The sequence below is a fragment of the Burkholderia pulmonis genome, from assembly GCF_984667975.1.
The window spans coordinates 2,757,333-2,769,531 of sequence record NZ_OZ480187.1; the positions used below are offsets into that span (position 1 = coordinate 2,757,333).

10 protein-coding genes and 1 pseudogene are annotated in these 12,199 nt (G+C 68.1%); 1 reads left to right on the forward strand and 10 read right to left on the reverse strand.

Annotated features, from left to right (window positions below; translation table 11 throughout):
• Positions 1-39: 39 nt before the first annotated feature.
• Positions 40-198: a hypothetical protein gene (locus tag AC5LXK_RS29090; protein WP_493392095.1), complete on the forward strand. Its 159-nt coding sequence runs from the start codon at positions 40-42 to the stop codon at positions 196-198.
• A 122-nt stretch (positions 199-320) separates the two neighbouring features.
• Here the strand turns inward: AC5LXK_RS29090 and AC5LXK_RS29095 are convergent, their stop codons facing one another.
• The 10 genes and pseudogenes from AC5LXK_RS29095 to AC5LXK_RS29140 all read right to left on the reverse strand — a co-directional run bounded on the left by AC5LXK_RS29095 (position 321) and on the right by AC5LXK_RS29140 (position 12,186).
• Positions 321-641: a DUF1840 domain-containing protein gene (locus AC5LXK_RS29095; protein ID WP_493392096.1), complete on the reverse strand. Its 321-nt coding sequence runs from the start codon at positions 639-641 to the stop codon at positions 321-323.
• A 302-nt stretch (positions 642-943) separates the two neighbouring features.
• Positions 944-2,887 carry an APC family permease gene (locus tag AC5LXK_RS29100; protein ID WP_493394080.1) on the reverse strand — a complete coding sequence of 648 codons (1,944 nt, stop codon included), beginning with the start codon at positions 2,885-2,887 and terminating at the stop codon, positions 944-946.
• A 228-nt stretch (positions 2,888-3,115) separates the two neighbouring features.
• A pseudogene (locus AC5LXK_RS29105) lies at positions 3,116-4,105 on the reverse strand (glucokinase); the annotation flags it as partial.
• A 172-nt stretch (positions 4,106-4,277) separates the two neighbouring features.
• Positions 4,278-5,696 (reverse strand): maltoporin, encoded by a 1,419-nt coding sequence (locus AC5LXK_RS29110; protein ID WP_493392097.1) that lies wholly within the window; start codon positions 5,694-5,696, stop codon positions 4,278-4,280.
• Between the two features lie 135 nt (positions 5,697-5,831).
• Entirely contained in the window at positions 5,832-6,986 is a 1,155-nt protein-coding gene (locus tag AC5LXK_RS29115) for a Gfo/Idh/MocA family protein (RefSeq protein ID WP_493392098.1), read from the reverse strand.
• Positions 6,983-7,792 (reverse strand): ThuA domain-containing protein, encoded by an 810-nt coding sequence (locus tag AC5LXK_RS29120; RefSeq protein ID WP_493392099.1) that lies wholly within the window; start codon positions 7,790-7,792, stop codon positions 6,983-6,985. The genes AC5LXK_RS29115 and AC5LXK_RS29120 overlap by 4 nt, the downstream gene beginning before the upstream one ends.
• A gap of 88 nt (positions 7,793-7,880) precedes the next feature.
• Complete coding sequence (locus AC5LXK_RS29125) at positions 7,881-9,017, reverse strand: ABC transporter ATP-binding protein (protein WP_493392100.1); 1,137 nt, start codon at positions 9,015-9,017, stop codon at positions 7,881-7,883.
• Between the two features lie 39 nt (positions 9,018-9,056).
• Positions 9,057-9,890 (reverse strand): carbohydrate ABC transporter permease, encoded by an 834-nt coding sequence (locus AC5LXK_RS29130; protein ID WP_493392101.1) that lies wholly within the window; start codon positions 9,888-9,890, stop codon positions 9,057-9,059.
• 1 nt (position 9,891) lies between these two features.
• The gene (locus AC5LXK_RS29135) at positions 9,892-10,776 is read right to left on the reverse strand and encodes a carbohydrate ABC transporter permease (protein ID WP_493392102.1); all 885 of its coding nucleotides are present in this window, start codon (positions 10,774-10,776) and stop codon (positions 9,892-9,894) included.
• Positions 10,777-10,917: 141 nt separating this feature from the next.
• Positions 10,918-12,186, reverse strand: coding sequence for an ABC transporter substrate-binding protein (locus tag AC5LXK_RS29140; RefSeq protein WP_493392103.1), 1,269 nt, complete (start codon positions 12,184-12,186; stop codon positions 10,918-10,920).
• Positions 12,187-12,199: the final 13 nt, after the last annotated feature.

Here is a 12,199-nt window from a genome sequence, read left to right on the forward strand (position 1 = left end):
GCAACGCATCCCCCGCCCCCCATCCTGCCCGGAGGCAACATGGAAAACGGTATCGTCCAGACCCTCGTGTTGCTCGCGGTCCTCGTGTTCGCGGTGCTGTTCTTCGCGACCCAGCGCGGCCGCGACCGCACGCGAGACCGGCTGCTGCACCGGTCCGCACGGCGCTCGTCGCGCTCGCATACCCATCATCATCCGTAATCGCGCCGGCGATCCCGCCGCACAAAAAAATCGGCCGACGGCACGCGCGTCATGCGACACACGAAGCCGTCGGCCTTTCAGCGGAGGTCCGGTTCCGCGGGCGACCGGCGCGCGATGCGCGCCTATACGCCCCACATCACGTGCCGGCCCTGTTCACGGGCTGCACGCATCATGTCCAGCAGCGGCCACGCGCGCTGCGCGAGCCCGCCCGCATACGGCGACGCATCGTCGTGCAGCGAGAGCGTCGAATGCTCGTGCGCACGCTCCCGCGCCGCATCGTCCCTGATGGCCTGTTCGAGTCGCGCGATTGCATCCGGCAACGCGTCGGTGGAAATCACGCCACGTACGTCGAGCCTCTTGCCGACCAGCCCGAGCAGGTACTGCGCCAGATCGCGCAACATGACGATATCGGGTGCGGCGGAGGACCGAAACGTGATCAGCATCGTCACTTCTCCTTGTCGTCGCCGCGAATCCGTACGGCGCATCGCGCCGCCGGTCGCGGCGAGGCCTGTCGGCCATCCTGCTGCGCGTGAGCGCCGCCCCGTTCTTCTGAACCGGACGTTCGCCCGGCACGATGCGCGCGTCGCGCGGCCGGGTTCGTTTGCGGCGTAGAGGCCGGATGGCACGAAGGCCTGCCTTTATTTTATATCACAATGTGATGTATTCAAGCGTACGGACCCTGAATGACCGCAATCATGCGGCGAATGCGTGATCCGGCCCGGCAGGCGTCCCGCGATGCGCGCCGCTACCCGACGTTCATCGGTAGCAGCACCATCTGCTTGCCCTCGACGTGCAGGCGTGCCTGCAATTCGACCGGCGTCTGGTTGTGCAGCCACGCGGTCAGGAAATTCACGCGCCGGAAGATCAGCTTGCTCGCGAAGCACACGGCGTTCGGATAATCGTCGAGCGTCGACGACGCGAGGTTCATGAATTCGACGACGGGGTTCGTGCCGAACGCGATCCGGTAGTCGGCCGCGATGCCGTTGCGGCGGCAGTGCGCGACATAGTAGTCGAGCGATTCGGTGATCGCGTGGCGCAGCCGTTCGAGATGCTCATGCCCGTCGTACGCCTTCGCATCGACCTCGCCGACCGCGAGGAAGATCACGTTGCGGAAGTGCCCGGGGAACAGCCGGTTGACCCACAGCAGCGCGTGCATGCTCGCGCCGCGATGCTTGCCGACCAGCAGCACGGCCGTCGGTTGCGACGGATCGGGCTTGCCCGGCGCGGCGGCCTCGTCGACTTCGGGGGGCTTGCCGGAGAACAGCGCATCTTCCTTCGCGAGCTGCGTGCGCGTCTCCGCGTAGTGGCGGTTGATCATGAAGCACAGCGCGATCACCGCGCTCGTCACGAGCACCGTGAGCCAGCCGCCCGCCGTGAACTTCTCGATCAGCGTGATCACGAGCACGGTGGCCGTCACGCTCAGCCCGAGCGCCGACAGGAAGAAGTGCTTGAACCAGCCGCGCTCGCTGCGATGGCGCCACCAGTACGTGCACAGCCCGAGCAGCGACATGCTGAACGTGAGGAATACGTTGATGCTGTACAGCACGACGAGCACGTCGACGTTGCCGTGCGTCCACAGGAGGATCAGCAGGCTCGACAGGCCGACGACGATGATGCCGTTCTGCCGCACGAGGCGCGTCGACAGGTCGCGGAAATGGCGCGGCACCCACGAATCCGACGCCATGTTCGACAGCACGGCCGGGCCGTCGAGGAAGCCCGTCTGCGCGCCGACCAGCAGCAGCCCGGCCTCGAACGCGAGCACGGCCGCGAGCAATGCATGACGCGCGAACGCCGAGCCGAGCCCGAGATGGTCGATCACGCTGCCGAACACGACCGCGTTGAGCGTCTGGCCTTCGATGGGCCGCGCATGCCACAGCATGTACAGCAGGATGATGCCGCCGGCCGTGAACGCGAGCGATGTCGACATGTACCACATCGTCACCTTGCCGTTCGGCACGCGCGGATCGGCGAGCATGTTCACGTTGTTCGACACCGCCTCGAGGCCCGTATAGGTGCCGCCGCCGAGCGAGAACGCACGCATCAGCAACGCGAGCAGCACGAACAGGCCGAGCGACTGCGACATGCCGTGCGCCTCGTGCACGGCGTCGGGCACGACCATCGCGAGGTTGCTGCCGTGCACGGCCACGCCGTACACGATCAGCCCGAAGTGCAGGATCACGAAGCCGATGAAGATCGGCAGCAGCACCATGATCGATTCGCGCATCCCGCGGAAGTTGAGCCCCGTCATCATCAGGATCAGCACGATTTCGGTCGTGAGCTTGAACGCCTGCGCACTGACCGGCAGCAGGCTGAAGAACGCGTCGACACCGCTCGCGAGCGACGTCGCGACGGTCAGCACGTAATCGACCAGCAGCGCCGCGCCCGACACGAGCCCCGGCTTCGACCCGAGCAGCGACGTCGCGACGCGGTAGCCGCCGCCGCCCGTCGGGAACAGTTCGATCACCTGGTTGTAGCCAAGCGCGATGACGAACACGGTGGCGGCCGTCGCGAGCGCCAGGAACAGCGCCAGCGCATGGTGCTGGCCGAGCGCGAGAAACGCCTCTTCCGGGCCGTAGCACGACGACGACAGCCCGTCGGCGCCGAGCCCGACCCAGGCCAGCAACGGCGTGACGGCGATCGCATGCCGCGTGCGCGGATCGAGCGGGTCCAGCGGCTTCCCGACCAGCATCTGCCAGATCTTCTGGGTTGTCGTCACGACGCCTCCTGCTCGCGATATGCCGGGGATTCCTCATCAACAATAAATGAGTCGCATATCAACTTCCAGTCGGCATATTCCATAGGCAGATGCCGAATTCGAAGGATTTTCTTTCAAAGTACCGACACGGCGCCGACTGAAACATGACACCGCCGCACGCCTGCGCCGTGCCGTTCCGCGGCCCCGTCAGCCGGCCTCGCCGAGCGCCCGCGCCAGCAGCCGCGATACGCCGGCGAACGCCGGATACGGCGCGGTGATCACGAACGTCGGAATGCGGGCGAGATAACCGGCAAAACGGCCTTTCGCCTCGAAGCGCGCGCGAAACGGCGACGCGTCGAAGCGCGGGCCGAGTCGCGGCACCACGCCGCCGCCGATGTGGATGCCGCCGGTCGCGCCGAGCGTCAGCGCCAGGTTCCCCGCGAACGTACCGAGCATCGCGCAGAAGCAGTCGACGGTCGCGCCGCAATTGGCGTCGCCCGCGAGCGCGCGCTCGATGATGGCGGCCGGGTCGGCCTCGACGGCCGGGCGGCCGTCGCGCGCGGCCAGCGCCGCATGAATCACCGCGATGCCGGGCCCTGCCGCGAGCCGCTCGAACGACACGTGCGGCCAGCGCGTGCGGGCATAGGCCAGCACGTCGTCCTCGCGCGCGTCCGCCGGCGCGAACGACGCGTGCCCGCCTTCGCCGGACAGCGGCACCCACCCGTCGCCCGCGCGCACGAGCGCCGACACGCCGAGCCCCGTACCGGCGCCGAGCACGCCGATCATGCCGCCCGCCTGCGCGCAGCCGCCTCCGACCTGACGCCGTTGCCCGGCCGGCAGGTACGGCACCGCCATCGCCAGCGCCGTGAAGTCGTTGACCACGTGCAGCGTGTCGAACCCCAGCGCGCGGCGCGTCGCATCGATCGAGAAACGCCAGTCGAGGTTGGTCATGCGGACCCTGTCGCCGTCCACCGGGTTGGCGATCGCGATCGCCGCATGGCGTACTTGAGCGGCGCCCGTGTCGCGCAAGTACGCCCGTACCGCGTCGGCGACGCCGGCATGGTCGCCGCACCGGTACACGCGCACGCAGTCGATCTCCCCGCGCGCGGTCTCCAGCGCGAAGCGCGCATGCGTACCGCCGATATCCGCCAGCAGGCGCGGCGCGACCACCGCCGACACACCGGGCCCGACGTCGATGACCGGATCGCTCATCGCGCCCCCCGTGCAGCTTCGGCCCGTGGCACCTGCCCGTCGCGACACGGGCGCGCCACCGGCCGCGCGAAGCGTCGCGAGCCGGCGACGCACCGCGGCCCGAACGGGGTTCCCGACGGCGCGGGCGCAGCGCCTCCCTTCTGCATCGTCATCGGCTGCTCCTTCATGTCGGCTACCACCACCATTCGACTTGCGCGCCGACCGTCGAGCCCGAGCGCGACGTCCCGAAAATGCCCGTCGTCGACAGCGGATCGCCGGGCGCCGCCGCATCCTGCGCGGCCTGGTTCCAGCGCGCGTACGTATAGAACACGCGGAACTCCGGCCGCGACCAGAACGAGCGGTCCATCGCGAGCGTCAGCGCCACGCTCGCCTTCAGCAGCGTGCGCGTCGGCCCGCCGGACGGCGTCACGCGATCGTGCCCGAGGTCGCCCTGCAGCTTGACGTGCTGCGTGAACGCGTACACCGGCCGCACGCCCATCGACACCCAGGTCTGCGATCCGCCCGACGGCGCGATGTCGCGCTCGTAGATGCCGACGACCTGCCCGCTGAAGTTCTGTGTGGCCTGCCAGTCGAACGCGTCGAGCACGCGAAAGCTCTTGTAGCGATTGTCGTTGGTCAGTGTCCCCGTGTAGCTCAGGCCGGTGCCGGGACCGACGCCGTACTGGAACGCCAGCTTGTTCTTGCCGCCGAGCAGGTTGGTCTGCACGTGCTGGACCGTGAACGACCATCCGCTGTGCGCGTCCTGCAGGACGCCGCTCGCGTTCAGCACCGGCGCACGGGCGGGAATGTACGACAGCCCGAACTGCAGTTCGCCGCCCGGGTTCGGATGCACGCCCGACAGTTGCAGGTCGTGGCGCGTCGCGTAGTTGGGCTGGTCGATGTAGTCCTCGCGAAACAGCGCGTAGCTGAGCTTCAGGCCGCCGCCGATCGGCACGTTCTCGATGCCGGCGCCCAGCCCGCTCGGGTTCCAGTAATAGAAATCGTTGATGTGGACGTCGTTGCGCCGGTAGTAGATGCGCCCGAACCAGATGCGTGTGCCGTCGAGCCCCGGAATGTCGGTGAGCTGCACGTACGACTGCGGCAGGCGGATCCGGCCGTGGTCGCCGTTGAAGGTCGGCGTGCGATCGAGATCGTTCACGAGGCTCGCCATGCCCACCGCGGAAAGCTGCATGCCGTTCGAGAACTTGTAGAGCGTCTGGTCGATCTCCAGTTCGCTGTAGACCTGGCATTCGTTGCCGAGCCGGTACTTGCTCGGCGCGCCCGGCAGCTGGAAGCAAGCCTGCGAATGGCCGTCGCTCGTCCCGACGCCGGCCCGCATGTAGCCGTGGAACTGCGTCCACGGCGTCAGCTGATTCCATGCCGACGACGGCGTCGGCGTGACCACGTTGGCCGGACTGGTATCGGCCGGCACGACGCCGGTCGACTGCGCCAGTGCGCCCGGACCACCGTCGGCGGCCACCGTCTCGACCGGGTCCGGCGCCGCGTGCAGCGCCATCGATGCGGCGGCCAGCGAGCAGGCGGCGGCGAGCCGCGCGAGTCGGAAAGGCGTGCGCGCGCGATTGCGCGCCGCGCGGCTTGCTTCGTCGATCATGAACGTGTCTCCAAACGTTGAATGCGCGCCGCGTACGATGCGCGGCGTCGTCGAATCGGGTACTGCTATGCCAGGTCGTCCGCTACGACGGCGGCAGGCCGGTGCGGCAGACGCGCCGCGCCGGCCTGCCGCCCGTCAGCCGGCGACGTCGAGATCGAGGTCGAGCACCGGCGGTGCGCTTACGCTCGACGGGCCCGGTGCATGGATGCGAATCGGCTCGCCCGCCGCCGCGCTCGCATAGATCGCGTCGAGAATCTCCATCACGATCAGCCCCTCCTCGCCCGGCGCCGGATGCGGCACGTCGCACAGAATCGCCTCGGCGTAGTCGTACATCGCCGAATGCGCGCCGTCGGCCGGCGGGTTGAGGCGCATGTCGAACTGCGCGCCGTGCTGCTCGACGAAGATGTGCGCGTCGAACGTGTAGCCTTCGTTCAGGTTCTTCTGCAGCAGCCCGGCGCGGGTGCCGAGCAGGCGGGTCTCCATCAGCTCCGCCTCCTGGATGTTGGTGGCCCACGACGCCTCGAGCGCGAGCGTCGCGCCGTTGTCGAAACGGATCATCGCGGCCGCGAGATCCTCGACGTCGTAGGTCTTGCCCGCGCGCGCCGCGAGCGTGCGTGCGATCGGGTCGTACGCGCTGCCCATCACCCATACAGGTTTCGGATAACCCATCAGCCACAGCGCGAGATCGAGTCGATGCACGCCGAGATCGATGAGCGGGCCGCCCCCTGCCAGCGCTTTCGTGCCGAACCAGCCGCCGAAGCCCGGGATCCCGCGCCTGCGATGCCACACCGTGCGACCGAAGTAGAAATCCCCGAACACGCCGCCATCGACCTGCGCCTTCAACGCACGCGACTGCGCACTGAAGCGGTACGAAAAATTGATCATCAGCCGCTTGCCGGCGCGCTGCGCGGCAATCAGCATCTCGCGGCCCTCGTCCGCGTTCATCGCCATCGGTTTCTCGCACAGCACGTGGCAACCGGCATCGAACGCCGCGAGCGTCAGTTCGCGATGGAACTTGTTCGGCGTGCAGACGCTGACGACATCGAGCCGCTCGGCCGCGAACATCGCGTCCGCCGATGCGTAGCGCGCGTCGATCCCGAACGCGTCGCCGACCTTCGCGAGACGCTTCGCGTCCGGATCCGCGATCGCGACCACGTCGACGTCCGGGTGCTCGCGCCAACCCTCGATATGCTTGCGGCCGATGCCGAGCCCGATCACGCCGACGCGCAGGCGTCGGCCGCGTGCCACCGCCGCGGCTTCCGGCAGCTCGACCTTGTAGTCGTCGTTCATGCGAGATCTCCCGCGACCTGCTGGATGCCGACGTGCGCGAACTGCCCGCTCTTCTCGCTGAGCGTCTCGAGCGGCGGCGACATCGGGCACCGGTCCGCGAGATTCACGCGCGGCGCGGCCCACTGCACCGCGTTCGCGATCACGCGTTGCACGTTGCGGTCGTGATAGGTCGGATAGGCTTCATGCCCCGGACGGAAGTAGAAGATCCGGCCGTGGCCGCGCTCCCAGCAGCAGCCCGAACGGAACACCTCGCCGCCCTCGAACCACGAGATGAACACCGTCGCGTCGGGCTGGGGGATGTCGAAGCGTTCGCCGTACATCTCCTCATGCTGCAGCTCGAAATACTCGCCGAGCCCGGCCGCGATCGGGTGCGACGGCTCGACCACCCACAGGCGCTCCTTCTCGGCCGCCTCGCGCCACTTCAGCGAACAGTTCGTGCCGAGCAGGCGGCGGAAGATCTTCGAAAAATGCCCCGAATGCAGCACGATCAGGCCCATCCCCTCGAGCACGCGGCGCTGCACGCGCTCGACGACCTCGTCCGACACCTTCGCGTGCGCCTTGTGCCCCCACCAGATCAGCACGTCGCACGCGGCGAGGCGCGCTTCGTCGAGCCCGTGCTCCGGCTGATCGAGCGTCGCGACGCCGATCTCGAGCGGCAACGCGCCGTGGCCGAGCGCCGGCGTTTCCGCGAGCGCATTGGCGATCACCTGGTGCAGGCCGTCCGGATAAATCGCGCGCACGCCGGCGTTTTCGCGTTCGTGCTCGAATTCGTTCCAGACGATCACCGATATTTTATTGTTTAGCATGACTATCCTGTTTAGATAAGTGGGCGCCGATTCGACAGCGGCCGCGCGCCATGGCCGCCTGAAGATGTCGGACGGTCGTGCGCCGTGCTCAGGCCGTCGCGCGCGCCGCGGCGGCGGCGTCGCTCGGCATGCGCGCGGCCGCGCGGCCGTCCGGGTGAAACAGATGCAGTGCACCGGCCGGCAGGTCGACGCGGATGCGTTCGCCGATCCGTGCGCCGGCGGCGTCGGTCTTCGCGACGATCGGCTGCGACGCGAGCGGCGTGTCGACGTAGAGATAGGTGTGTTCGCCCATCTGTTCGACGTGCGCGACTTCGCCCGTCAGGTCGCCGGTGCCGACCCTCACGTGCTCGGGGCGAATGCCCAGCGTCACGTCGCCGCCGCGCTCGAGGCCGTCGCCGGACACGCCCGACACGAGCGCGTGGCCGCGGGCCAGCGCCCGCACCTCGTGGGCACCGGCCGACGCGACCGTCGCCGGCACGAAGTTCATCGCCGGCGAGCCGATGAAGCCGGCGACGAACTGGCTCGCCGGCCGGTGATACAGATCGAGCGGCGTGCCGATCTGCGCGATGCTCGCGACACCGGCGCGCCCTTCGAGCGGGCGCAGCAGCACGATCTTGTCCGCGAGCGTCATCGCCTCGACCTGGTCGTGCGTCACGTAGATCATGCTGGTGCTGTCGAGGCTGCGGTGAAGCTTCGCGATCTCGACGCGCGTCTTCACGCGCAGCGCGGCATCGAGGTTCGACAGCGGCTCGTCGAACAGGAAGACCTTCGGCTTGCGGACGATCGCGCGGCCGATCGCGACGCGCTGCCGCTGGCCGCCGGACAGCGCGCCGGGCTTGCGTTCGAGCAGCTCGCCGAGGCGCAGCGATTCGGACGCGAGCCGCACGCGGCGGTCGACCTCGTCCTTCGGCAGCCCCAGGTGGCGCAGGCCGAACGCCATGTTTTCGTAGACCGACATGTGCGGATACAGCGCGTAGCTCTGGAACACCATCGCGATGTCCCGGCGCGCGGGCGCCAGCGCGTTGACGCAGTGCCCGTCGATCCACACGTCGCCGTCGCTCTGCTCGTCGAGGCCCGCGATGATCCGCAGCAACGTCGACTTGCCGCAGCCGGACGGCCCGATGAACACGCAGAACTCGCCGGGTTCGACCGTGAGGTTCACGTCGTGAAGGATCGGCGTTGCGCCGAACTGCTTGTGAAGACCGCTCAACTTGATCTGGCTCATGCTTTCGTTCCTGTTTGACGACGACGGGGGCGAGCCCGCTCAACCCTTGACCGCGCCGGCCGTGAGCCCGGACACGATATGACGCTGGCACAGCATCACCAGCAGCACGAGCGGCACCGTGACGATCACCGACGCGGCCATGATGGTTCCCCACGGAAGCTCGAAGCTGCTCGCGCCGGAGATCATCGTGATCGCGACCGGCACCGTTCGCTCCTCCGACGAAATCGTGAAGGTCAGCGCGAACAGGAACTCGTTCCATGCGGACACGAATGCGAGCAGCGACGTCGCGGCAAGCGCGGGCCGCAGCAGCGGCAGGAAGATCCGGAAGATCAGCGTGAACACGCCGACGCCGTCCACCCGCGCCGCGTCCTCCAGCTCGCTCGGCAGTTCGCGCATGAACGTGACGAGGATCCAGATCGTGAACGGCAGCGTGAAGATCAGGTCCGACAGCACGAGCGCGCCGAGGTTGTCGTACAGGCCGAGTGCGCGGATCAGCTCGAACAGGCCCGACAGGATCGCGACCTGCGGAAACATCGACACGCCGAGGATGCACATCATCAGCACGCCGCGCCCGCGAAACGACACGCGACCGAGCGCATACGCGGCCAGTACCGACACCGCGAGCGACAGCGCCACCGCGCCGCCGGCGACCAATGCCGAATTCAGCAGGTACGCGCCGAACGGCTGGTCGCGGAACAACTGCCGGTAGTTGTCGAACGACGGGCTCGCCGGGAACAGCGACGTATCGAACAGCGCGTCGCCATGCTTGACCGACGTGCCGATCATGTAGACGAGCGGGAACAGCGCGACCACCAGCACGAATGCCGACAACACGCCGTAAGCCGCCGTCTCGAGCGGATGCTTCCTCATCATCTCAGGCCTCCTGGATGCGGCGACGGCTGACGGCCATGTAGCCGACGGTGAACAGCACGATCGTCATGAACAGCAGCATCGCCGACGCCGACCCGAAACCCACCTGCTGGAAGTCGATCAGTTGCTCGCGCACGTACACCGACATGCTCTTCGTGACGCGGCTGTTCGACGTCATCACGTAGATCAGGTCGAACACGCGCAGCGCGTCGAGCGAACGGAAGATCATCGCGACCAGCACGCCGGGCAGGATCAGCGGCAGCGTCACCGACCGGAACACGCGCCAGCGCGGCACGCCGTCGACACGCGCGGCCTCGTAGCAGTCGCGCGGCACGGTCTGCAGCGCGGCGAGCATCAGCAGCGCCATGAACGGCGTGGTCTTCCAGATGTCGACGAACACGATGGTCGGAAACACGAGGTGCGCGTCGGCGGTGAACGCGAGCGGCTCGTGAATCGCGCCGATCGCCATCAGCATCGCGTTGACGATCCCGAACTGGTCGTTGAGCATCCAGCTCCAGATCTTCGCGGACACGACGGTCGGGATCGCCCACGGCACCAGCACGGCCGCACGCAGCAGCGTCCGCAGCCGCGACGGCACGTCGAGCAGCAGCGCCACGCCGAGCCCCGCAACCGTCTCGAGCAGCACCGACACGACCGCGAACAGCACCGTGTTGCCGACCGCTTGCCACCACGCCGGATCGCGCAGGACGCCGGCCACGCCGAGATAGTTGTCGAGACCGACGAACCGGCGCTGCGTCAGGTCGGACAATTGCGCATCGGTCAGGCTGAACCATGCGGTGCGCAGCAGCGGCCAGCCGGCGATCGCCGCCAGCATCAGCATCGCCGGCGCGACCAGCCACCACGCCTGGCGTCGGCGCGCGGCCGCCAACCCGGTTCCCGTGCGTGCCGGTTGCGATTTTAATGAAGCAGTCCTATCTATACGGATGCTTGCGGTTCTCATGCGAAGTCTCCCGTCAGGGCCGGCGCCATCGGGCGGCCGGCCTGCTCGATCAGTCGTGACGCGCTGCGCTCAGCGCCAGTTTCCGCCCGGCGCGAGCCGGTTGAGCGACGCGGCGAGCGCGGCAAGCGCCCCCTTCGCGGTGTCGCTGCCGGCGAGCACGTCGTGCGCGGCGTTCCAGAACTGGTTGCTGACCTGGTTGTACTTCGCGCCGGTGATCGTCGACGGCCGGGCGACCGCGCTGTTGAAGGTCTGCAGCAGGTCGGCCATGAACGGGTTGGCCTGCAGGACGTCCTTGTCGTGGTAGAGCGCCGGCATCGTCGGGTTGAACGACGCCTGCACCGCGCGCATCTTCTGCACTTCCGCGCTCGACAGGTACATCACGAGATCGGCGGCGAGCTTCGGGTTCGGCGAGTAGCGCGACACCGCGAGCTGCCAGCCGCCGAGCGCGGCGGCCTGACGGCCGTCGGCACCGCCCTTCGGCAGCGGCGCGATCCCGACCTTGCCCTTCATCGGGCTGCCGGCGCGGTTCGCGATCGCCCAGGCGTACGGCCAGTTCCGCATGAACACGGCATTGCCCGCCTGGAACACGCCGCGCGACTCTTCCTCGCCGTAGTTCAGCACCGCCTTCGGACTGATCGTGCCGACCCATTTCGCGGCCTGGTCGAGCGCCCTGGCGGCGCCCGGGTTGTCGATCGTCACGCGCCCCTTGTCGTCGATCACCGTGCCGCCGTTGTGGCTGGCGACCCATTCGAGCGCATCGCACGTGAGCCCTTCGTAGGCACGCCCCTGCCACACGTAGCCCCACACCTTCTCGTTGCCGGCCGCGCGTTCGCTCGCCTGGATCCGGCGCGCGGTCGCATCGAGTTCGTCCCACGTCGCGGGCACCTTCGCCCGGTACTTGTCGAGCAGGTCCTTGCGGTAGTACAGCAGGCCCGTGTCGATGAACCACGGCATCGCGACCAGCTTGCCGTTCACCGTGTCGTTCGCGACCATGCTCGGGAACGACTGGCTTTCCTGGCCCTTGCTGTACGGCTTCAGGTCGACCAGGTGGTTCGCGAGGATGCCCGGCCAGACCGTGTCGATCTGCATCACGTCGATCTTGTCGGATCCGCTGCCGAGGAGCTGCTGGTACAGCGCGAGCGTCTCGCTCGAGTTGTTCGGCATGCTGATGAACTCGACTTCGTTGCCGGTCTTCTCGGCCCAGCGCTTCGCCGAGACCTGGCAGATGTCCTGGTCGACGCCCGCCGCGCCGCACGCGATCCTCAGCGTCGCCGCGCCGGCCGTGCCAGCCGCCGTCGCAAGCGCCATCGTCAGCAAGAGGGACTTGATCTTCGTCATAGGGTGTCTCCGT